The organism is Rosenbergiella metrosideri (assembly GCF_022602565.1).
GTDB lineage: Bacteria > Pseudomonadota > Gammaproteobacteria > Enterobacterales > Enterobacteriaceae > Rosenbergiella > Rosenbergiella metrosideri.
In genome coordinates this window covers 20,871-40,616 of the sequence record NZ_JALBCV010000011.1, presented here as the reverse complement: position 1 = coordinate 40,616, position 19,746 = coordinate 20,871, and the positions used below count along the sequence as shown (strand labels likewise).

At 47.3% G+C, this 19,746-nt stretch carries 39 protein-coding genes; 6 read left to right on the top strand and 33 right to left on the bottom strand.

Features of this window, described 5'->3' with window-relative positions; translation table 11 throughout:
* Positions 1 to 56: 56 nt before the first annotated feature.
* Genes MKR94_RS11510 through MKR94_RS11480 form a run of 7 tightly spaced genes read right to left on the bottom strand, consistent with a single transcriptional unit; the run spans position 57 to position 5,457 of the window.
* Positions 57 to 665, bottom strand: a complete 609-nt coding sequence (locus MKR94_RS11510) for a phage baseplate assembly protein V (RefSeq protein ID WP_241647034.1) — start codon at positions 663 to 665, stop codon at positions 57 to 59.
* Positions 665 to 1,639: a tail length tape measure protein gene (locus tag MKR94_RS11505; RefSeq protein WP_241647033.1), complete on the bottom strand. Its 975-nt coding sequence runs from the start codon at positions 1,637 to 1,639 to the stop codon at positions 665 to 667. The genes MKR94_RS11510 and MKR94_RS11505 overlap by 1 nt, the downstream gene beginning before the upstream one ends.
* A gap of 1 nt (position 1,640) precedes the next feature.
* Positions 1,641 to 2,408, bottom strand: coding sequence for a hypothetical protein (locus tag MKR94_RS11500; protein ID WP_241647032.1), 768 nt, complete (start codon positions 2,406 to 2,408; stop codon positions 1,641 to 1,643).
* Positions 2,405 to 3,277 carry a phage tail protein gene (locus tag MKR94_RS11495; RefSeq protein WP_241647031.1) on the bottom strand — a complete coding sequence of 291 codons (873 nt, stop codon included), beginning with the start codon at positions 3,275 to 3,277 and terminating at the stop codon, positions 2,405 to 2,407. The genes MKR94_RS11500 and MKR94_RS11495 overlap by 4 nt, the downstream gene beginning before the upstream one ends.
* A 2-nt stretch (positions 3,278 to 3,279) precedes the next feature.
* A complete protein-coding gene (locus tag MKR94_RS11490) occupies positions 3,280 to 4,476 on the bottom strand; it encodes a phage tail protein (RefSeq protein ID WP_241647030.1) in 1,197 nt (398 codons plus the stop codon).
* Positions 4,469 to 4,795, bottom strand: a complete 327-nt coding sequence (locus tag MKR94_RS11485; protein ID WP_241647029.1) for a baseplate protein — start codon at positions 4,793 to 4,795, stop codon at positions 4,469 to 4,471. The genes MKR94_RS11490 and MKR94_RS11485 overlap by 8 nt, the downstream gene beginning before the upstream one ends.
* 2 nt (positions 4,796 to 4,797) lie before the next feature.
* Positions 4,798 to 5,457 (bottom strand): maturation control protein, encoded by a 660-nt coding sequence (locus tag MKR94_RS11480; RefSeq protein WP_241647028.1) that lies wholly within the window; start codon positions 5,455 to 5,457, stop codon positions 4,798 to 4,800.
* A 373-nt stretch (positions 5,458 to 5,830) separates the two neighbouring features.
* Between MKR94_RS11480 and MKR94_RS11475 the strand changes: the two genes are divergently transcribed.
* Positions 5,831 to 6,184: a type II toxin-antitoxin system RelE/ParE family toxin gene (locus MKR94_RS11475; RefSeq protein WP_241647027.1), complete on the top strand. Its 354-nt coding sequence runs from the start codon at positions 5,831 to 5,833 to the stop codon at positions 6,182 to 6,184.
* A gap of 2 nt (positions 6,185 to 6,186) precedes the next feature.
* The gene (locus MKR94_RS11470; protein ID WP_241647026.1) at positions 6,187 to 6,486 is read left to right on the top strand and encodes a helix-turn-helix domain-containing protein; all 300 of its coding nucleotides are present in this window, start codon (positions 6,187 to 6,189) and stop codon (positions 6,484 to 6,486) included.
* Between the two features lie 227 nt (positions 6,487 to 6,713).
* On the opposite strand, the gene MKR94_RS17185 is transcribed toward MKR94_RS11470, so the two are convergent.
* Genes MKR94_RS17185 through MKR94_RS11460 form a run of 3 tightly spaced genes read right to left on the bottom strand, consistent with a single transcriptional unit; the run spans position 6,714 to position 7,646 of the window.
* The gene (locus MKR94_RS17185) at positions 6,714 to 6,905 is read right to left on the bottom strand and encodes a crAss001_48 related protein (RefSeq protein ID WP_422047523.1); all 192 of its coding nucleotides are present in this window, start codon (positions 6,903 to 6,905) and stop codon (positions 6,714 to 6,716) included.
* Positions 6,892 to 7,065, bottom strand: a complete 174-nt coding sequence (locus MKR94_RS11465; RefSeq protein WP_241647025.1) for a hypothetical protein — start codon at positions 7,063 to 7,065, stop codon at positions 6,892 to 6,894. Before MKR94_RS11465 ends, MKR94_RS17185 begins: the two co-directional genes overlap by 14 nt.
* Positions 7,065 to 7,646 (bottom strand): hypothetical protein, encoded by a 582-nt coding sequence (locus tag MKR94_RS11460; RefSeq protein WP_241647024.1) that lies wholly within the window; start codon positions 7,644 to 7,646, stop codon positions 7,065 to 7,067. The genes MKR94_RS11465 and MKR94_RS11460 overlap by 1 nt, the downstream gene beginning before the upstream one ends.
* Positions 7,647 to 7,912: 266 nt before the next feature.
* On the opposite strand from MKR94_RS11460, the gene MKR94_RS11455 reads away from it, so the two are divergent.
* Positions 7,913 to 8,143 carry a TA system antitoxin ParD family protein gene (locus MKR94_RS11455; RefSeq protein WP_241647023.1) on the top strand — a complete coding sequence of 77 codons (231 nt, stop codon included), beginning with the start codon at positions 7,913 to 7,915 and terminating at the stop codon, positions 8,141 to 8,143.
* Positions 8,118 to 8,441, top strand: a complete 324-nt coding sequence (locus MKR94_RS11450; RefSeq protein WP_241647022.1) for a type II toxin-antitoxin system RelE/ParE family toxin — start codon at positions 8,118 to 8,120, stop codon at positions 8,439 to 8,441. The genes MKR94_RS11455 and MKR94_RS11450 overlap by 26 nt, the downstream gene beginning before the upstream one ends.
* A 53-nt stretch (positions 8,442 to 8,494) precedes the next feature.
* Here MKR94_RS11450 and MKR94_RS11445 read toward each other — a convergent pair whose 3' ends face one another.
* The 23 genes from MKR94_RS11445 to MKR94_RS11335 all read right to left on the bottom strand — a co-directional run bounded on the left by MKR94_RS11445 (position 8,495) and on the right by MKR94_RS11335 (position 18,872).
* A complete protein-coding gene (locus MKR94_RS11445; RefSeq protein ID WP_241647021.1) occupies positions 8,495 to 9,130 on the bottom strand; it encodes a hypothetical protein in 636 nt (211 codons plus the stop codon).
* Positions 9,131 to 9,162: 32 nt separating this feature from the next.
* Positions 9,163 to 9,873, bottom strand: a complete 711-nt coding sequence (locus MKR94_RS11440) for a hypothetical protein (protein ID WP_241647020.1) — start codon at positions 9,871 to 9,873, stop codon at positions 9,163 to 9,165.
* A 137-nt stretch (positions 9,874 to 10,010) separates the two neighbouring features.
* The gene (locus tag MKR94_RS11435; RefSeq protein WP_241647019.1) at positions 10,011 to 10,211 is read right to left on the bottom strand and encodes a hypothetical protein; all 201 of its coding nucleotides are present in this window, start codon (positions 10,209 to 10,211) and stop codon (positions 10,011 to 10,013) included.
* Between the two features lies 1 nt (position 10,212).
* On the bottom strand, positions 10,213 to 10,458 hold the full coding sequence (locus MKR94_RS11430) for a hypothetical protein (protein ID WP_241647018.1): 246 nt from the start codon (positions 10,456 to 10,458) through the stop codon (positions 10,213 to 10,215).
* 96 nt (positions 10,459 to 10,554) lie between these two features.
* Positions 10,555 to 11,076 carry a hypothetical protein gene (locus tag MKR94_RS11425; RefSeq protein WP_241647017.1) on the bottom strand — a complete coding sequence of 174 codons (522 nt, stop codon included), beginning with the start codon at positions 11,074 to 11,076 and terminating at the stop codon, positions 10,555 to 10,557.
* A gap of 6 nt (positions 11,077 to 11,082) precedes the next feature.
* On the bottom strand, positions 11,083 to 11,556 hold the full coding sequence (locus MKR94_RS11420) for a class I SAM-dependent methyltransferase (RefSeq protein WP_241647016.1): 474 nt from the start codon (positions 11,554 to 11,556) through the stop codon (positions 11,083 to 11,085).
* 2 nt (positions 11,557 to 11,558) lie between these two features.
* Complete coding sequence (locus MKR94_RS11415; protein ID WP_241647015.1) at positions 11,559 to 12,299, bottom strand: DUF2786 domain-containing protein; 741 nt, start codon at positions 12,297 to 12,299, stop codon at positions 11,559 to 11,561.
* On the bottom strand, positions 12,287 to 12,499 hold the full coding sequence (locus MKR94_RS11410; protein WP_241647014.1) for a hypothetical protein: 213 nt from the start codon (positions 12,497 to 12,499) through the stop codon (positions 12,287 to 12,289). The genes MKR94_RS11415 and MKR94_RS11410 overlap by 13 nt, the downstream gene beginning before the upstream one ends.
* Position 12,500: 1 nt before the next feature.
* Positions 12,501 to 13,010: a hypothetical protein gene (locus MKR94_RS11405; protein WP_241647013.1), complete on the bottom strand. Its 510-nt coding sequence runs from the start codon at positions 13,008 to 13,010 to the stop codon at positions 12,501 to 12,503.
* Positions 13,007 to 13,483, bottom strand: coding sequence for a hypothetical protein (locus MKR94_RS11400; RefSeq protein ID WP_241647012.1), 477 nt, complete (start codon positions 13,481 to 13,483; stop codon positions 13,007 to 13,009). Before MKR94_RS11400 ends, MKR94_RS11405 begins: the two co-directional genes overlap by 4 nt.
* Positions 13,464 to 13,829 carry a DUF7694 domain-containing protein gene (locus MKR94_RS11395; protein WP_241647011.1) on the bottom strand — a complete coding sequence of 122 codons (366 nt, stop codon included), beginning with the start codon at positions 13,827 to 13,829 and terminating at the stop codon, positions 13,464 to 13,466. The genes MKR94_RS11400 and MKR94_RS11395 overlap by 20 nt, the downstream gene beginning before the upstream one ends.
* Positions 13,829 to 14,137, bottom strand: a complete 309-nt coding sequence (locus tag MKR94_RS11390) for a hypothetical protein (RefSeq protein WP_241647010.1) — start codon at positions 14,135 to 14,137, stop codon at positions 13,829 to 13,831. Before MKR94_RS11390 ends, MKR94_RS11395 begins: the two co-directional genes overlap by 1 nt.
* Positions 14,137 to 14,856, bottom strand: a complete 720-nt coding sequence (locus MKR94_RS11385) for a hypothetical protein (RefSeq protein ID WP_241647009.1) — start codon at positions 14,854 to 14,856, stop codon at positions 14,137 to 14,139. Before MKR94_RS11385 ends, MKR94_RS11390 begins: the two co-directional genes overlap by 1 nt.
* A gap of 35 nt (positions 14,857 to 14,891) precedes the next feature.
* Positions 14,892 to 15,125: a hypothetical protein gene (locus MKR94_RS11380; protein ID WP_241647008.1), complete on the bottom strand. Its 234-nt coding sequence runs from the start codon at positions 15,123 to 15,125 to the stop codon at positions 14,892 to 14,894.
* Complete coding sequence (locus MKR94_RS11375) at positions 15,122 to 15,340, bottom strand: hypothetical protein (protein ID WP_241647007.1); 219 nt, start codon at positions 15,338 to 15,340, stop codon at positions 15,122 to 15,124. Before MKR94_RS11375 ends, MKR94_RS11380 begins: the two co-directional genes overlap by 4 nt.
* On the bottom strand, positions 15,340 to 15,750 hold the full coding sequence (locus tag MKR94_RS11370; protein ID WP_241647006.1) for a hypothetical protein: 411 nt from the start codon (positions 15,748 to 15,750) through the stop codon (positions 15,340 to 15,342). Before MKR94_RS11370 ends, MKR94_RS11375 begins: the two co-directional genes overlap by 1 nt.
* A gap of 71 nt (positions 15,751 to 15,821) precedes the next feature.
* Complete coding sequence (locus tag MKR94_RS11365) at positions 15,822 to 15,989, bottom strand: hypothetical protein (RefSeq protein WP_241647005.1); 168 nt, start codon at positions 15,987 to 15,989, stop codon at positions 15,822 to 15,824.
* Complete coding sequence (locus tag MKR94_RS11360; protein WP_241647004.1) at positions 15,989 to 16,426, bottom strand: tellurite resistance TerB family protein; 438 nt, start codon at positions 16,424 to 16,426, stop codon at positions 15,989 to 15,991. Before MKR94_RS11360 ends, MKR94_RS11365 begins: the two co-directional genes overlap by 1 nt.
* A 110-nt stretch (positions 16,427 to 16,536) precedes the next feature.
* Positions 16,537 to 16,767: a hypothetical protein gene (locus MKR94_RS11355; RefSeq protein ID WP_099823708.1), complete on the bottom strand. Its 231-nt coding sequence runs from the start codon at positions 16,765 to 16,767 to the stop codon at positions 16,537 to 16,539.
* Positions 16,768 to 16,791: 24 nt separating this feature from the next.
* On the bottom strand, positions 16,792 to 17,238 hold the full coding sequence (locus tag MKR94_RS11350) for a hypothetical protein (protein ID WP_241647003.1): 447 nt from the start codon (positions 17,236 to 17,238) through the stop codon (positions 16,792 to 16,794).
* A gap of 15 nt (positions 17,239 to 17,253) precedes the next feature.
* A complete protein-coding gene (locus MKR94_RS11345; protein ID WP_241647002.1) occupies positions 17,254 to 17,724 on the bottom strand; it encodes a hypothetical protein in 471 nt (156 codons plus the stop codon).
* Positions 17,725 to 17,819: 95 nt separating this feature from the next.
* On the bottom strand, positions 17,820 to 18,023 hold the full coding sequence (locus tag MKR94_RS11340) for a host cell division inhibitor Icd-like protein (protein ID WP_241647001.1): 204 nt from the start codon (positions 18,021 to 18,023) through the stop codon (positions 17,820 to 17,822).
* A gap of 189 nt (positions 18,024 to 18,212) precedes the next feature.
* A complete protein-coding gene (locus MKR94_RS11335) occupies positions 18,213 to 18,872 on the bottom strand; it encodes a Ref family recombination enhancement nuclease (protein WP_241647000.1) in 660 nt (219 codons plus the stop codon).
* A gap of 115 nt (positions 18,873 to 18,987) precedes the next feature.
* On the opposite strand from MKR94_RS11335, the gene MKR94_RS11330 reads away from it, so the two are divergent.
* Positions 18,988 to 19,374 (top strand): hypothetical protein, encoded by a 387-nt coding sequence (locus tag MKR94_RS11330; protein ID WP_241646999.1) that lies wholly within the window; start codon positions 18,988 to 18,990, stop codon positions 19,372 to 19,374.
* On the top strand, positions 19,367 to 19,699 hold the full coding sequence (locus MKR94_RS11325) for a hypothetical protein (protein ID WP_241646998.1): 333 nt from the start codon (positions 19,367 to 19,369) through the stop codon (positions 19,697 to 19,699). The genes MKR94_RS11330 and MKR94_RS11325 overlap by 8 nt, the downstream gene beginning before the upstream one ends.
* Positions 19,700 to 19,746: the final 47 nt, after the last annotated feature.

Here is a 19,746-nt window from a genome sequence, read left to right as displayed (position 1 = left end):
AGTGTATTATATGAAAAAGCACTATATAAATATAACACAAAGATTATAACGTTATATCAACCTTTATCGAACGACATGCCACCAGCCACGACTGAAAACTTCCCACCGGCCTTAATCGCGATTTTTCCTCCTGCATTAAAGGTTAAATCACCACCGGCGTTAATCACCGCGTTATCAGGGCTGATTATGTAAATCTGGCCGGCCTCATTCATCCCTATACGCGAACCACCAGCGGTATTTGCTATCTCATAGCCACCGCCAGCCGTTCTGACTTCCAGTAAATTATTACGATGGATTACGGCGTCTTTCGTCTTGCTGGTGGAAGGGCGCGCCGGTGCACCATCGGACTTACCCGGATCGTATGGCTGACCTTGCCCGGACGCCTCAGCGGCAACGTTAGGGACGCCACCAGGGGCTTGTTCTGCAGCACCCACAATAAGCGGCCTACGCGTGTCAGGTTTGCCGTCATCATCGAGATACGGAAACTCTACCCATACCAGATCGCCTTGAATCGTTGGCACAAAGCCATTACCAATAGGCATCAAATACTCTGCCCAAGGCAGATCCTTATCATCAATCCCTTGCCAATCTGGCGTTAATCGCACCTGGGCGCGCATCAATCCGCCAGGGTGCATGGTTCCGACTATCACGGCACGTCTTTTCATTAGTTGGGTACTCCTAAAATCATGCGCGTCATGTACGTATCGCGCTGCTCAACATGGGCTACGCGTAGCACGACCATTTTTTGAGGTAGGGCTTCACTTACCTGGTTCTCTTTGTCCATACGGTGAATGGTGATCCCGATAACCATTCCTGCCTTGATGGCCGCATTGCCGGTCACATCAATTTCAAGTTTCGGGACCATGGTTCGGGTCATGGCGGTAAGGGTTTCTTTATCGGTGTCTGAAATGTGCCTAATCGGCAGCTTCGGATCACCAGCGGAAACATAGCCATCGGTTGACGACCAAGAAGTGAAGTAAAAGCGAACGGCCTCTAACGCTGAGTTATCTTTGTTGATATTACTCATACGGCTTATGGTGTAGCGCGCTGACGGGTTATAGGCTTCATACTCAAAGGCGATAGGATCTTTTATCAGGGCATCGTAGGAACGAAAGTAAAAGACGCCTTGTGCAATCCACACTAACGAGGCTCTATCCTTAGCCATCTTTGAGAGCACCTTAGAGGGCTTGTCGCCGATATTGAGGTGATAGGTACACGGTTTCTTCACCACGTCACTGACTACTCTCGTGCCGCCCTTATGCGCGTTCATCACATCACCTGGCTGTCGGTCCGTGTAAAGCCATGAGCGCGTAGAAGGCGTCTTGAGGCGGTAAATGTCCTCGGTTGTCGCAATAACCGTTACCACATCGCCCTCAACGGGCGCTGAGGTGATAAAAAAGTTTTCTTTGTAGCTAGTGTTTTTACCGGATGGATCCCCGATTTCGGCAACCATTTTCGCGCCATACTTAGCCTTGTAGTCATCGGCTATCTTTCCGGCGGGATCATGGATAGATAAGATAATGATAGGGGCTTGCAGTGACGTTTTCTCGATGTAAATCACCTTGAAAATGGCGCTACGCGGCACCTCGGTACCGTTGATTGTGACGGATTGAAGGAATAGCTGGTGGAGTGTGGCCATATTATCTTCTTAGCTCCATTCCAACGGTTGTAGTGACGCGTCTTGCTTCTAATTCCCATGCGGAAACGACTTGCGCAGTTACCGTTAAGGGAAGACTGGCCGCAAAGATCCGGCCTGTTGTGCTCGGCGTCATCTCACTGAACATCAGCGATTTAGGGGTGGCAATTGCACTCTGCAGGGGAATATCTGAGTAATAGAGCTTGCCCGTGTGGGCTAGGGTGTGCTCCGTCATGCTGTAGAACGACGCCGCCAGGGCATTACACATCATCGCCAAGGTTTCTTTCTCGGCAGCAATAAGCATCACTTCATAGCTCAGGCTCACGTATTGCGTTAAGAGGTCAGCGAGTGGCTTCCCGGCGTCATCAGTGAAATAGTTATAATACCAAACAGACGTGCCTTCATCGCCGTTTTCAAATACCAGATCAAAGTTTCGGGACACGTTCACCACGGGCAAAGCCAGGCTGTTAATCTGTGCATCGCTCAGGGTTGCTTGCTGACCTGACTTTTCCTGTCCAATGGATCGGAGTATTTGTGCAACGTCATCGAATTTACCGCTATAGACACGCTCTTGAGGCTTGCGATTGAGGAAAGAGGCAAAGCGTTCTGTTCCCGGATTGCTCCCTAACACCACGGCATTAGAAAACATCCCACTAATGCGCGCCGCCAGGGCATCATCTACCGTCTTGAGTCCGATAGTTTCATACTTGCCGGTGCGTGTTGTTTTCCACTCGCCAGTGCGAGATAAAGGGATGGCTGTTAAGTTACTCATAGCGGTTTACCTGAATCAGTTGTGTCAAAGGTTCGAGCTGGTATGCAGTAATACAAGGTGCCGACATGCTGTGTGCCATAGCTGTAAAGTTGGTTTACGTACCACCACACGCGGCGTTCGCCACCGTCTAGCGTTTCCTCGTTCCACTCAAGGATTGAGCCTTTAGGGACGTGCTTATCGGCGATCGAAACAATCAAGTAGTTATCCACCAGCCCATCTTGATTTGTGTCATCGTCCAGGGCCGCAAAAGCCTCGCGGCTATCGTTGCTATCACGTAGCACCACAATTACCGGATCGTCATACGTCAATTCGCGCTGGTTGTTATCCATTTCGGTAAAGGCATCTGATTCGATACCCGTTTCAGGGTCCACCACGCCATAGGTGCCATTGGCCGGGCGATATAAAAGCGCCTGGTAACTGCGAGGATCGGCTTTTATGGTTTCAAACCAATCCTCGGCCACCATTTGACTGAATTCGCTGTCGCCTTGGTACCGAGGCTTGAGGCTGGTGGATTGCTGTTTACCGGCAATGGCTGACGGTACGACCGGTGCGGTTGGTTGTTCGGTTTCTGGCACTTCTGCAGTGTCGTGAGTATCGGAGCTAGTGGCGCTAGTATCGGAGCTGCTTGCCTCATTATCGGAGCTCGTGTCGTCTGCAGGAGCTTGTGTCTCACCTTGGGGGGCTTGTTCCTCCGTTTTTGGCACATCTGGTGCGTTTTCTAGCTCAGTTGTTACGTTTTCTGCCGATTCTGGCGATGGTGTTACCGCTGCCGGCGCATCGGCTTGTGGTTCAACGGTGGGAGTCGGACTGAATTCAGTCGGCGTGACGGTAGGTGTCTCGTCTTCAAAAAAATCATCATAGCGGCCCATTATTAACGGCCTCCTTTAACTGTCTGCATAAACTTGGCCGTGGCGTCCTTCTCACTCATTCCCGTCATAACCAGGGCATCAATAAACGCCTGTTTACGGACTTGAAACTGATCAGCTAATTGCTGTTGGAGTAGGGCGTTTTTGTCGCGCTCTTTTTGTAGCTTTGCCTGGGCGGTTTCGGCTTTCTTACGTTGGGCTTTGGTGAGGGATTTAGATTTAGTTAGCTGCTTGCGTAGGTCATCAATACTGCCGTTCTCGTCATCGAGCTTTTTACCTAGCGCAACCTGGCGGCGTTGATAAATTTGCCACTCACGTTTCAGTGCGGCGGCATTAGTCTGCGATTTACGGTTACGGTTAAGTTGCTTTTGCTCTTTATCGGAAAAGTGCTCGGTAGTATTGCGCCGGTCATCGCCATAGCCGACTTGCTTTGCGACCTGCAGCATTGTTTGCAGGACACGGACTTGCCAGGCTGGTGACTGCAGACGCGTAGTAGCATGAATGACGTGCTTACAAGCTACGCCTTTAAGGTCCGGGTTCTTTTCCTTGGGGTAGGCGTATTCTTTCGGGGGTGCAACGGCAAAGTTACCTGCTGTGGCGATATATCGGTACCAATACTGGTGCCTACCGCAATCGCAGTCGAAAGAGAGGCGACCAGCGCAGAGCTGGCGAACAATTGCCTGATTTTTCCGCTTATCATCTGTTAATTCATCCAGTAGTGCATCCCATTGCTCAAACCGGATCTTTACGCGGTGATGTTGGTCATGTGACGCTTGGGACGCCTTAACCCGAACAATGAGTAAGTTATGTTTGATAGAGACAGGGGTGGCACTGGTAATGCCTAGCCCGTTATCGACCTTGTTGTTGGCGCGCTTAATATCTATCTGCTGGCTGTGTGCGATCAATTGCGCATAAGTGATCCCAGCTTCGCCATTGGTAAAATTGTTCCGGGCATCGTTACGATTACGTTCAAAGCCTTTTAAATCGTCCTTAGTGAAGTACATTCCACCTTTACGGCGACCGAGCTTGATAATGTCATCGAGCGATTTGTTTTTGAGTAGAAACGGCGTGATGGTAGAACGCGCCCTGCGCCGCTTCTTTCGCTGGTCTTTTTGTATCTGGTCGAATACGCGGTTGAAGTCTTGAGAACTCAATCCTTCCGTCTGGTATCGACCGGCGTTAGTCCTTGGAATGTCAGCCATCTATCGCACCGGATTTTTCCGCATAGTCGCGGATTTTGTTACGTAACCAGGTGGAATCCGGCAGGGTGAAGGTCTTGCCGGTGGGAAGGGCTTCATACTCACTTTCATGGCCAGCGATAACGCGGAATACCCATCGCAATTCTTGGGAACCGTATGCACGAAACGCGGCAAGGTCCGAGCGGTACTGTTCATCAACCTTAATCACATAATCAAAGTTGTCTTCGTTGTACTGACTCACCCGATCGAGCATTTCCCGGTGCATCATGGCCCGTAGCACATCGCTCTCGATAAAGCGGTCATCTAAGCGGTTGTAGTTCATGGCTATAGGATCCTCGTGCTGTCATCAATCACGAGGCCCGTTAGCGGCTCAGGGGAGGGATTAACGTCATTGATATGCCGTGCGTTAAGGATTCGGTTAAACGCTGCGACAATGCCGCTGGTGGGCTTCTTATCGGGTATGTCAGCATTAAGCCCGGCAATGTAGGCGGCACTGGCTACGGGGTGATAAATCGTTGCGTAACACGCCAGGATGGTGACTACGTGATCGGCCGTCAGCACCGGCCAGTTAATCCGGTACACTTCATCGCCGCTTGAGTTGAATTCGGACTCTACAACGTCTTCGGGGATGTTGAATCGCTCGCCTGATTTGGGAGGGAAGACAATCGCGCTAAGACGCTTTAATTCTCGGTACCGTTCAAGTCCTGCCACCAGCACGGGGCGCTCGTCACGGTGCTTGCTTGAGAGCTTAATGAGTGACGCGCCGGTGCCAGCCGTCACAATAGGGGAGACTTCATCCACCAGCACCTTAAAGCCGCTATTCATTAGCTTTACGACCGCCGGTTTAACCTTGGTTTCTTGGTCCTTTAGCTTCGCGGAAATCTTCTTAACTTCACCAAACGTCAGGACCCCATCATCAAAGACAGCGCTCGCCCACATCGGGGCGGCAAAGGACAGGGCAAATACTGCGATTTTCTGTTGCATACTTCCTCGCTCGCATAAAAAAAAAGGCCGCATAAAGCGGCCTGTCTTTGAGCATTACGAACCTTTCCGCGCGTTAGCTGAAAAAGGATAAATCGCCAAAAGTACCCAATGGTTCGCTTTTGCCTGCGTAGGAAATTAAGAGGTTCGTTATTTGCGTGAAAACGCGGTCAAGAATTTTTTTATTTTTTTTCGGGGCAGAAAGTGAGGCAGGAAGGGGCTTTGCGTGTACTTGGCTTCGACACATCAGGAGTACGTGTCGATTATTTGCGGTTTTGTAACCATGTTGACGTCAGCAACATGGTTACAAAACAGACTTGATATATTCCTTATAAGGAATACAATATAGCCTACAAGGAATATAAGGGTCATTGAAATGAAGTGGGTTGTCAAAAACAGAGACACATTCAAAACATGGTTCGATACGCAGGACGATGACATAAAAATTGAAGTTTTGGCGTTGTTAACGGTGCTTGAAGCGGTAGGGCCTAATCTCGGAAGACCTTATTCCGACACTTTAAATGGCTCCAAGCACCCAAACATGAAAGAGCTTCGATTAAAGGTAGACAGACACCCGATAAGAATCTGTTTTGCGTTCGATCCAGAGAGAAAAGCAATAATTCTCTGCGCTGGCGACAAGAAAGGAAAAAACGAAAAGCTTTTTTATAAAGAGCTCATAAAGTTGGCTGATCAAGAATTTGACGACCATTTAAAAGAAATTAAGGAGTAAATATGTCTAGCTTAAAAGAATTAAGGGCTGGCCTATCACCTGAAAGTCTAGCTCGTGTTGACGTAAGAGCCCAGCAGATACGTCGAGAAGTCACCTTGCAGAGATTGCGTGAAATGCTCGAAGTGTCTCAGATAGATCTCGCTGAAATGATAGGTGTAAAACAACCTGCAATCGCTAAAGTAGAGAAGATAGGGAATGACCCTAAATTATCCACTATTAAGCGCTATATTGCTGGCTTTGATGGGGAACTCACTCTTAGCGTTTCCCTGCCAAACGGCCAAAAGGTTGATTTAGAGGTATAGACCGCCAACCATATTGCTGACGTCACGAAAATAGTCTATTCCCTCGAATTCGGGGGAATTAAAACGGTGGAATTACACCAAATAAAAAACCCGGCAATTTGAGCATTGTTAAGAGGCTTGCCGGGTGTGTTTATGTTTGCTGTGGTGGCTAGGTGGCGATGACACCCGTAACTTTTTTTAAACTGGTTCAGCTTCCAGTATTCGCTTTATTTCCACAACGCCAAAGCCTATCCCTGCGTTAAACGTAGTTCTAGGATAGAGATATACGACTGCATTACGCTAAGTTGAGCTTTCAAGGTATTTTGCTTCTCAGTGCTTAATGCCTTAAAAGTCTCTGACTTATAGATAAATACAGCGAGGGAACCGGCTTTTACTTCCAATTCCTCTTTTTCAGTTTTAACGCGGTCAAGGTGACTCATTTTTTACCTGCTTACTGCGCAATTGATTAGCCTCTTTAATGATGCCTACCCAACGCTCTTTGAGGTTGAAGTAATCTAGCGCCTCGTTGCCGTCTTTCGCGTTATCCATCATGCGCTGACACCAATCAATAGGCGCTTCTACTTTCTGGCTGGTGGTCATTAGTCGATAACGATCGGGTGCTTATCGAATAGTGCCAGCACGTCTGCCTCGGCTTCTTTGCCTAAATGCTCAACGATGCTTCGGATATGCAGAATACGGTTCTTATAGGCTGCTTCCAGTTTATCTACTGCGCTTGCGGTGGCGAGTGCATACGTGCGCAAGGACGGGAACAAAGAATGGGTATGCTGACCTACCAGTGCCGGAGCAATGTTATGCGAGTGCTCGCCATCGGGTGATGGTGCCAATTCAGGTTGCGCAAAGCCTTGCTCGTGAAGCGGAGCCTCAATCTTTAGCGCACCTGGGGAAGTCAGTGCAAGAGCGGCATTTCCATCTTTTGCAGTGATAGAGGATGCAGTCGCTAACTGTCCCTTATCGACCGTTAACGCGTCCAGGGCATCAGCGAGCTTAGATTGCTGGTCGCCTTGTTCGTCTTCGGCTTTAGGTTCTGCAGGGGTGGGCTCATTCACAACGGCTTGTTCTGCTTCTGGTTGCGGTTCAGGCTGCGGTTCCGGTTGAGGATCGACTTGCGGTTCTGGCTGTGGCTCAGGTTGTAGTTCTGGTTGCAGTTCTTCTAATGACATTCTCTCTGTTTCCTTCTGACTGTGGCGTATAAGCCAATCTAAGATCATGGTTAAGCCTCGTTTATGAGTGCATGGCTAGATTAGGAAGTTAGAGATTTGATGAACCGCCGATATTTTGTTGATTTTAGATTTAAGTCAGCGCTGCATTTTGTTGCATATTGTCGCATATGGGGGTATTTTGTACTTACCCTCATGTCCTGGTATTTCCAGTAATCATTTTAATTTTAAATTTAATCAGAGCAGTTTTAGAACACGAGAGGCACCTTATGGCTACTAGCATCCGTTTAGACGATGACTTTGTAGAATCAATCAAAATCCATGCTGGCGTTGCTAAGCGTAGCGTTCCTAAGCAAATTGAGCATTGGGCGAGCATTGGTAAAATCCTTGAGGAAAACCCCGATCTTACCTATGAATTCGTAATGGAAACGCTACTCGCTAAGCAAGAGCTAGAACATTCTTTAGGGACTCGGTATGTCAGGAGAACAAAACGCACTTGAGGTATTTCAAAGCCGCCGATTTGAAAAGGCTTTATCGAAACTACCTGATAACGAGTGCGCCGTTGTAGAAGATGCAATTGATTTTGTTATAGACAATCCAACTGCAGGTGAGAGAAAGAAGGGTGATTTATCCTACCTTCGAGTCTATAAGTTTGACTTAAAAGGGCGTCAGTGTTTGCTTGGGTATAGTTTTAATGAGGGAAAGCTTGAGCTTTATTTACTCAGCTTCGGATCGCATGAAAACTTCTATACCGAACAAAAACGCCATCGAACGCAAGACATAAAGTTAGTTAAATAGTTAAGAAGTGAAGGGCGCTGTATGCGCCCTTTTTGTTTGATGGTTGTTTGATACTAAAACCGGCGTGCCTCGCAATCCATGTTCCTGCACCCTTCAAAGTGATAATCATGCTCCTGCCAATTGATACGGCCACAATCAGGGCAATTGATACGGCAGAGGGGATTCTTCTTGCGATTCTTAGCTCTTTTAACGTGTCCGGGTATCTTAATCCCTGCGCCTTGTGTCATCTTCCTGGGCGAATAGTTACTCACGTCAAAGGTGCGCCGCTTTTGCTCATTCGCCACGCTATACGGCATCCATACCAATTCTGTATCGCTTAAATCAGGCTGACTGAATACTTTCACCTTTGAAAAATCGTCACTGGTTCGATAATCAGTGAGCCAATACACATCGTTACCGTTCCATGAGCCTTTGACGAACGCGACATACTGATCGCACCCATCCACTAGCAGGTTTTCACAAGGAATGTATTGATGGTCTACGCGCCATACCGTGAGAGTATCAACATGATCGGCACTGATAGGTACATCAAAGTCTCGCCCTAACTCCCACGCGCGCTGTGCTTCTTCACGCGTGTAAACATGGGCCTTGTCTATGTTCGTGTGGTAGCCCTGGCCGTTTTGACCGTGAAACGCCATGTTGCCGCCTACGTTGTCGCGCTGGCAAGAAAGGTAAAATCTGTTTTTCATGGTTATATGGCCGGATTGCTCCGGCTCCTTAGTTATTCTGGCTGGTGGGCGGTGTATTGACTGCAGCAATCGGCAAGATAGGTGTAATTCTGGTCGTATGAATCAACGATTAATTCTGATTCTTTATACTCGCTCTTAATCGCTTCCATTCGTGTTGCGGTACCGGCTGCTTCACGTAAAACGTAATCAGAAAGAAAGTGCGCCGCACCGTGAGTAAAAGCCCACCAGCATAGCTCTTGCAGTGAGAGCGTGTGATCGGGGTCCTTGCCTAATGCCTGGATAATGCGTGAGATAATCCACTCTATGCGCTGTGTCTGTGCGAGCTCGTTAAGTGCCTCAGTCGCGCCGTTATCTCGATAGTGGTTATCATGGTGGTGGCATAGCCAGACAACGCCACATTCCGTATGCAGTTCGCAGAAATATTTAAAATGATACTTATCTTCATCTTCTTCTGTTGCTTGGCACTGACCTTGGGCCAACCCTTTAACGTACTGAACCAACATCCCTACGCCACCTAGTTTTTTGATCACCTCGTCAGCTGCAAAGAATGACGATAAACCGCGCTTAATTGCGAGAGGTTGCTTAGCGTGGGGGATAGGACCACTAGCGACATTCTTTAAGTGGGGCAATTCAGGTGAAATGACCACGCGGCCATTCTCGAATAGGGGTAATAGTTCTTTGCTAGGCTTGAATATAACAAGCCCCATCGCCGGTGATATGTCCGGCGTAAGGATTGCTTTCATGGGGTATTCTCGTTTGTGCTTGTGGGGTAATAAAAATAAAGAAGGGGTTTTTAATTTAGCTCGGCACTTGAGGGCATAAGGGGTTCGCTTCCTGTATCACTCTCAAAGCACCGAACTAGGCGACTTGTGGTACGTAACTATTCTACTTCGAGCGTGATTTGTACCTTCATTCCGAGGAATTCTAGCTCTGCATCTTCACTTTCAGCGCGTAGCATCGTCCTCATTGCAAGATTAGCGAGTATTTCTAATGCTACATCACTGTTGTTCTCTGCAGCGGCCCATATTTGTTGTTCAAGGCTGTTTGCTACTGTCGATAATGCTTCAAAACCTTTAGCCATTTTATGCCTCTTGTTTCTTAATTGGGCCGCCGTGCGTGACACGGATCATTGCAAACGGTGCTTCATCTTCGACAACGACTAATGCTTTCTTGATTATGAACAACACGCCAAGACGCGCGCCTGTTGATTTAATTGAAGCGGATTCTCTTGCGTAGGTATTTCCCTGGTAAGGGGCAAGAAGGATTGATTCACCCTCCGCTAGTTTGCGTAACGACTCTGTACGAGTTTCTTCGTTGATATAGTTCATCTTTTAGCCTCAGTAAGTAGTATGTATATACTATATTTACAGGGGTGATTAAGTCAACGAAAAGGGTGAAATAAGAATGAAAAAGAGGGGGTTATGTTATTTAGGCAGTTGAGATTCTAGCTCTGAGACTTTCGATTGCAGCTGTTCTATCTCGTCTAATAACAGCTTGACGTTGCGAGGCTGCATTAACACGATCCAAGAGGCGTCTGCGTCATTTTCCCAATGTGACAGCCTTCCTGTGGCTTCATGCCTGTGGGGCTTTTCCCTTGCGTCAATTGGTCTAAATATGGTTCTCATGTCTGAGTCAGCAAACGACACAAGGGCGGTGCCGTGGCTGTCCATCCACCAATCGCCAGGGGTGGCATGAGGTATTATTAGGCGCGCTGTTTCTATAACTTCTTTAGCTGCCTCGTCATTATTCACCAGCGTAGTTTTAATCTCGCTAAGTGGCCGTAACTTCAAGTGAGCAATTGCGGCTTCCATTAGGGCAATATCAGTATCGTATTGCTCCCGAACGCCACCACGGGGCATACAGGTGCCGTCATTCCCATACTTTCTCATACCGCGCAATGTAGAAAGGCGCTTATGCGCCTTTTGGAGTAGTTCTTTTCTGTCCATGGGTGCCTATTCTGGTTTAATAAACAAAATCCAATGAGTTTTATCGCCCTTACCGGTACGCTGCCATACGGTAGGATTAAACTCGGTAAGAGGAAGGATCTGGCTTATCCGGATCTGAGTTTCGTTCCACTTGAAAATCAATGTGCCGTTGGGCTTGAGTACCCTGAAAGCCTCTTTGAAACCCTGCTTTATATCTTCTGGCCACGTTTCTTTATCGAGCTGGCCATACTTTTTGCGCATCCAACCGTTTATGCCAGCGCGCAATAAGTGGGGTGGGTCGAATACCACTTGCCAGAATGATTCATCAGGGAAAGGAAGGTTACGAAAATCGGCGATAATATCAGGGGAAATGGTAAGGGGTTTTCTGTCGGGCATTTCGTGTGTTTCGGCTCTCACATCGCAGAACATGACGCGAGGATCGTCTTTGTCGAGCCAGAACATACGAGAGCCGCAACACATATCAAGTATTTGCGGCTCCATGGTCACGTTCCACCAGCTAACTGAGGCGTTACAGTCTTGCCACCATCAACGCCTTGAAATATTGCCGCTTTTTTTCCCTCTACATAGCCAAGGAATTTATAGGCTGAGTCTTTACGCCCTTTTTGGGACTGTTCTCGCTGCTCCTTAGCAACCTCTAGGCCATCCCTACGCAAAGACTCAGTATAAGCATCCATCTTTTCGATTTGTTCGTCAGGCACAATAAATTCACTGATTGCATAATAAACGCCTGACGCCCATCCATCGCAGAACTGATTAGCGGCTCGTGATTTTTGAGCTGAATTCATGAAGGGACAGTATGTTGATTGGAATTCTTTACGTGCTTTTTTTATTAAGCGGGTCAGCACATCGAAGACATACGCCGCCGTTACATCGCGGCGATCTAGCCCATAAAATTTAATAACTCTTTTAGCGTGTCCAGCGTCAGTGATTCGCCACCTAATTAGTGCCTTCACTCCCATAGCTTTCTCAACTGAGGCTATTAAGATAGTCATATACTTAGGTAGCTTCTCCGCGTTACTAGGAGCTGACTTGGTCTCGCTGGTGCTAATCTCTGAGAATTGCACCTCTGACTCACTGTAGCCATGCTCACGCATAAATGCTTGGGCTTTTGAGAGAGCACTTGCAGCCTCAGCGGGACTGCTTGTGTTGTTGGCCAGATTCATTAGTTTGCGGATTTTATTCAGGTAACGCTTGCGATCGTCATTCATGGTTAAGGTGTCCATTCACTAATTTCTTCGCGAACTGCATCATTCGCGGCTTCCTGTGAGTCGAAGTATTCATGACTTTCTTGGGCCGTTACCTCTGCATTTTCTCTACAAAAAGTCCTCCACCCCTTACGGCCTTTTTTCCACCCCTTATCCCAACCAATAGCTTTTGTTTCAACACGCCACGCGCGGTTGGCTAATTGCATCTGAGTTTTCATATCACTCCCCCAATCCGTTTAGGCGTTTGATTTCGTTCTCATGCCATGCAAAGCCACACCTAAACCCATCAGAAAGCTGGCTAATACCTTCTGATTTTGTTCTTAAGCCGTGCTTCTTTAATCCCTCTTCACACAGATCATCATCTGGCAACTTAATCTCCGGCACTGGCGGGGCGGTGAAGAAACTATCTCCAGAAGCAATAAAGTCTCGTATTTCTTGCACAAAGTCATGCTCGACCACTGGGTCGAAAGACTTAAACCCTTCATCCATCCCCATACATATTCTGTGAGAAAGGGAATATTCAACCATCGCAATTAAAGATTCAGATGCATCTTTTGATAGCTTACCAGCCGTTAGTGATGACAATGAATCCTTATAAGCAGAAAGCTCCATCGATTCATCTTCGCTCAAGCCAAATGGGATTTCATCTCGGCACTGTTCCATGCTGGAGATGCGGCCCTTTAGCCAGTCAATTCTCTTTTGCCGCTTCTCTTGTGTTAATGCAATCATTCGTCACTACTCCCGTTAAAGCGGTTAATCATGTCTGTTATCTGCCCTTCAAGGCGTTGGCCTAATGGCGTATTGGCAATATGCTCAGCCCATTCGTTTTCCGCTAACAGATTGGTGATTTTTATAATGTCATCTTTAACGCTTGTCCGTGGATTGATGGCTTCAATAAACTCTTTAGCCACCGTGGAAAAACGCAAAAAACCCAAGGCTTTGTAGACGCTATAGGCTTCATCTTTCTCTATACCGTCAGGAAGGCTTCTATAGTAGAGATATACAGCTTTTGACATGGTAACAACGGCTTGTCTGATTTCTTCCCGATTAGTAAATGTGGGTTTACTATTTTCCCTATCGGCTTCTATAAGCGCCCTAGCGGCGTCATAGACGTAAGGGTTTAAATCGGTATGTCCACCAGCTTGCGGCTTCTCAGTGAAGCCGTTAGCAAGGAAGATTTGCTTAATCTGTTCGTTTGTCATCACTTCTCCATGCGAACGGCAGCGGTTCAGGCAAAATCCAAAGGTGGCGCATATTGGCAACGTTAACCAGGTCACTTGCTTTGGGGTAAACCTCTACGGCGTCATACTCACTAAAGCCAACGGCGTTTTTGATTTGCTGTAATTCATCCCAAGAAATGCCGTCCTCCCAACGTCCATTACCGTTACGGTAATTAAGGTTTATCGTGAGGCGAATTACGCCGTTTTCTTCGGCAATTTGTTGCACAAGGAACTCAGGACTCAACCACACGGCCACGCGCTTAGGGTCGTATAACTTCTGAGGCCATTTCTCTTTTGGTATTGAAATGAAACGCGCTGAGGTAATCATTATCTGCTTTCCTTGCTCATTCTTTCGTTTAACTCGGCAATCAACTTGTTGGCATAGTCATATTGCTCTACAGCATCACGGGCAATCATTGCGATCCCTTTACCTTCGAGAGTGAGCGTTGTAGTCGGCCTTACTGATTCAATAATCGCGGTGCCGGTGCGTGTCTCGTAGGTCACAAGTGCCTGTGCTACTGCCTGACGGGTTTTTCCCACCTGTGCTGCTATCTGACTAACGGTTAGTCCATCACAAAGCATGACGATATAGCGCAATGTTTCGATAGGTGGGGCGTAAGTGTTCGGTGCGTTCATTACGGTGCCTTTGTGACTTTACTAAGATTTGCCAATTCAATGAGTTTAAGTACGCCTAACTGCGCTGAGCCTTCATCAATTCCGAATCGTTGTAATTGTTCGTTAACGTTATTGAGAGAATTCAGCGCCGCGTAATTGTCACTATCAGGTGTATTGAGAACGAGCTGACCAGCGAGAAGGGCATCAACGATAATGGTGAACTCAGGGCACCACACGCGGCTGTCAGTGAAGATACGTAGCCCGTCAGGGTAATCATTGGTTTTACGCTTAATAAACGCCTCAGCGGCCGCATAGGTAAGGTGAGAGTTAACGTGCTCCCATTCTTCTTGATAGCCATACACGTTTAGATAATCGCGATCCGCTAGGAAGTCCCATTGCTCGTTCTCGTTCATATCGAGAAAGAACTTATCTTCTGCCTGTATAGCTTCCTGGTTGAGCGCTTTCTTTTCTTCTAGCTCTAACTCGTCCCAATATTCTTTAGGGGAAAACCAATACCTTTCGTGGTCACTGTCTGTAAGAAGTCTTGGCGGTTCAAAGTTAAGGTCAATGCCTTCAATACGGCGTAAGCGTTGCACGGTAAAAATGGCGTCACGGGTGCAATGGTCATGGACTCTCTCACCGGCTACGTCATGGCGTAGGCGTTGAATGAAGTCCTTGAAGGATTCGTTGTTTAACGGGCCACCAGCGGCGATTGTTTGTGCTTGTTTTTGTTGTTCCATGGGGTGATACCTCAGAATGGGAAAATTGATGTTGGTTACACTGCGGCGATACATTCTTTCCAATCTTCGCCTTCAAAATTGACCTTAAAGAGCCAATCTGATTGCTCATACAAGCCCTTGGTATGGCTTTGCCACACTGACTGCTTACGTGCTGGATCAACATAGTGGGCTTGCACCATGCCATCGCTATCTACCGTGATAAATTTCACATCACGATGCACATCAAAGGTCAGCCCGAACGCTGTCACTTGCTTAGTGCGTTTCTTCATTTTCGGCTTGCTCTGTTACGTTGAATTTGGCGCTGGTGGTCACGTCCGGCCATCGAGCCTAACCCGAATAGAACGGCACCTAGCGTTACGTGGTGTACGGTCCATTCAAAGCCATATAAGCGGATCCCAAGAAACAGCGTGGAAAACATGATGAATGAACCGATATAGAGGGGAATTGAGCCGGACTTAACCGGCTTCTTTTTACGTCTTGTCATTAGTGAAGAACTGCCCCTGGTGCGGCGTGTACTTCATGGTGATTGTGTTCTTCTTCCCTGCAGTCTTCGCAGACATGACCGTGCATGGATTCCAATAGCTCTATGACTATTGTTTCTACAAAGAAAACAAGCCCTTCAATCATCAATGCGCGTTTTTCTGTGAACAACGCATTAGGCCAAAGCAAGTTGTACAAATGATCAAAGGACCATACTTCAACGATTTCGCGTACCACACTGTTAAAGTCATCATTAGGAATATATTTAAAAGCTTCAAGTTCACCATTCTGAATAAGCATGATCATGGCGCGCTCGTTATTTTCAGTTATTAGGACGTTTAACTTATCGCCAGTGCGCGTTTTAACTGAGCCGGTCAGTCCAATTTTATCTGTCTCTATAATTTCTAATGCCATAGTGATCCCATAAAAAAAGGCCGGTATTAATCGGCCTTATGCGTTAAGTGTGTGGTGTTATGCGTGAAGCGTTATTTTTTATGCGTGGAGTTGCGAGGCTTCAATACATAAACAATGATGCAAAGTAGTATTCCCATCAGTGTTAAATCGGCAAACAAGCCGATAAGGCGGCTACTGAGTCCCAATGTTGCCAGGACCAACAATGCCACCAGCGCAAAAACCAGTTTGGCTTTAGTCATTAAAAGAATTTTTCAAGTTGTACTTGCAGGGCTTGAGCAATTTTCTTGAGGACACTCATTTCATCTTCACCGATTTCGCTGATTTCCCCACCTTGTGCGGCAATATCCAAGCATAGGGCAACAACGTCCTCAGCTTCCGGCGTACCGGCAATATCAGCCAGTTCACGTAGGGCGGCAACGTTGGCTGCGCGAGGCGAGGCTTCGTAACGCGCGCGGATATTGCTGCTCATTTGAGAAATTTCACCTGAAAAACCAGCGAAAGCCGGGGTGGCAGCAAGGGTTTTCTCAAGAATAGCGATCTCGGATGGCTCGCAGTTACCGTCAGCGAACGCGACCGCGTATGCACCCCACACTGAGGCTTCTACCGCATCGCGGTTTTCCATCTTCTTAACGTTACCGGCAACTTTACGAACTTTATTTTTAAACATTCCGAACATAATCAACTCTCTTATAAACGTTGGGTAAAACCGCCAGAATTAGCGGCTTTATGCAAAATTTAGGCGTAAAAAAGGCCGCAATGAGCGGCCTGAGTCAAATTCCAGTGATTTTATGCACAAACGCGCAGTGGCTCTAACACGACGATCTCAGTCAATGTGTCGATCAATAAGCGACGGTAGCTGGTGGGACACGCGTTACGGCGTCCTGTTTGCTTACAGTAACCTTCATTTACGCCAACTACCCACGATGTAGCGGTTTCGTGAACCTTGACGCGCTTTCTGCCTTTTTCACTTACGAGAGTAATCATGTGCGTTTTGGTTTTAGTTGATTTCTTAGCCATCTTTTTACTCCTTTTGACGGATTGTTATAGTTGGAGCCATTCATTACCGGTGTCAGCACTAATAAAGCCGTGACAAACATCAAAATCTTGTTCGCTATAAGGTCGTGTGTTCTTCTTCTGGCGGTTATGCCAGTGCTCATAGCCAGCCATAAACGCCATAGGGCAATCGCTGTAATCTATGTAGCCGATCCCATTACCGTTAGCCGCTTCACGCGCACCGGCCTTAAACGAGAGTAAGAAGCCATCCCTATCCACCAGCCTAACCGTGTAATCGTCTTCATCGCCGTGACAGTCCAGTATGCGAGCCTTAAATAGCTGCAATATCGCTCTTTCATGTCGGGTGATGCCATCGCCATAGTAAAAGCCTGAGCTGTCCACCAGCGCCGGCGTACCTTCGGGTGGTTTAAGTTCACAAGGGATTGCTGAGGCGAACGCCACAATTAATTGGTACTGCTGTTTTGATACACGCACAACGTAACCTCGCTGTTAGTGGCAACTAATAAATGCCTGTCCTTCTGTAAGGGTAGGCTCTATCTCGTCAGTCACAATGCCAGCCTTTAACGCTGAACGTAGCTCTTTAAGGAAGTCTGCGACCGCGCGATGTTTTTTAAAGACAACGCTATAGCCGATCCGTGAGTTCGTTCCCTCATAAGGTGCAAGTTTTAAGAAAGAGGTACTTAAATCAGCCTTACACAGAACGGCATCCGGTACCTTATCGAATACGTGTTGCAGTTGGTCCAATCTGAAAGGGTGAATAACCATTACTGCAGGAGTGTATTGCGCTTGTTCAGGCGTCTTAACGTAGTAGTGGATGTGATAGTGATAACCACAACCGTTAATCCGGTACTCATGCGCATACTTACAGCCGCTTACCGGCTTAATTCCGGCCATTTGCAATGCCTGGCGAACGCGATCAGCGGATAAGTAGTCAGGGTGATGGGTATTGATTTTAGCCATGGGTAGCTCTCTTACTGTTTTAATCGAGTTAAGCACCCTGGAAACAAGATGTTTAGCTCGATCAAAAAAGGCCGCGCATTGCGGCCTGGTGATGATCATTGATATGTGCTGATTTCATCCGGTGAAGCAGGGCGCTTGCCAGAAAAATAGCAAATATAATCATCGAGAGAGCTACGGGCTTCATGCTCGGTACGAGCGATAACGGTTTGAGGTTTGATTGTTTCGCGCTCGTCATCAATACGAGTTGTACCAAAGCGCCATACATAAAGGGATTGCTTTTTACATTGAGTCATTTTCATGTGCTTGTCTCATTGTTTAAGCCGTCATTAATTAGAGGTCCAATCTAATTTGGTGGCGGCGTGTTAGTTGGAACCCCAAGGACAAGCACGACCTTGGTACGCGTGAGCGTACTAACACGCCACCATTGACGTGATGCCTTCGGGATTCGTTAATACCCCAAGACGGGGCGAATTTAACAGGTCATATTGTTAAAGAGCAAGAAGTTTTAAGGCTTCTTCACGCCGACCGATCATTGTGTAAGCGGTCAGCATCAAATCAGTTTCTTTTGCGTTAGCCGCTTCAAACGCTGGCTTACCACCTAAAGAGCCTTTCGCATGTCGCGGTATCATCCACTCGTGCAATGCAACCACTTCTTTTGGTGCTGGCGTGTCGTGATGCCAGTCGCATAAAGGGATTACAAATTTATGGCAATTTTCAGACGTACGCCCCCTCATGTGATGAATTGCTACGGGGTGTCTTTCTTTCCCGTGTTCCAGGCAAGCTACACAAGGTAATTGGCCTAGTTCATCCCATAAGCGTTTTTCATCAGTGCTTGTGGACCGTTCTCGATAAGCGATTTTAGTCCCTGACTTGCGCGCCGCTGGTGGCTTAGATTCGGGCTTTTTCGTTTTGGCTACTTCTAACCGCCGCTCAATAGCCTTTCTCTGTTTTTCTCTCTGTTTCGCTATATACACGGGGTCGGAGAGTTTTTGCCGTTGCTTTTCTACTGCTTTGCTGGCTCTTGCTTGAGCCTTAGCCTTCACTTTCGCCTGGTATTCAGGGTTACTCTGTTTGGCCTTTTGACGTTCTCTTGCTCTTTCCTGTTGCTGCCTCGCTTTTTCGAGCTTAGCGGCGTAATCAGTATTCATAGTCGTTACTGCGTTACCGGAAAGTGAGGCAATAATATATTGCCTCGTGCAATATATCAATACTATAATTATCTAATAGATTAAAATAGTATTGAGAAATAGTTTTGAGGCCGTTATGACCACCAGCAAGAAAGTAGTGTTAAAAGGAAAAGCACGGGTACAAGCCATCAACCAACTGTCTGAGGGGTTCGTGGAAGCACACAGCCAAAACGTTATCGTGACCAATAAACAAGTGCGCGCCTACCTAAAAGACAACAAGAAACCTGTCTCACTGGCACAAGCGATAATCTGGAACCTGATCCGTAATAAAGTCATTGCTAAGATGGGCCAGCGCAGTGACGAAATGGCCCCTAGTTACCTTATGATCGCCAATCTACCCATTAAGCCATCTTGGGATCTCGGTACCGTCACAACGTCACGCCTTATCGGTAACTGCTTAAATTACAGCGCTGAAATGGCGCGCATGACATACCAGGCGAAAATAGGGGGCGTTAATGTCTAATATGGGATTAGCACGGCCATGCGGTAACTGTCCTTTTCTGGACTCTGAGAAGTCCATCAGTCACACCTTGCACCCCGATCGCATGGAAAGCATCAAACAGGGATTGTTAGAGGACGATTTCTCAGGGTTCCTATGCCACAAGACACTGGACGGTGAAGAGTGTGAAATGGGCGAATATGAGGAAACAGGCAACGAACATCAGTGCATGGGCGCTATGGCCTGGTTACATAAACAAGGACGGCCATCAATCACTATGCGGCTGAGTTACCGTGATAAAGAATGGCGCGCTAATCTGGAAGCCAGTGTAGAAAAGGTTATCGACTAACGAAAAAAGCCCGACAATGATCGGGCTTTGTTCTATCTGAGGGGTGG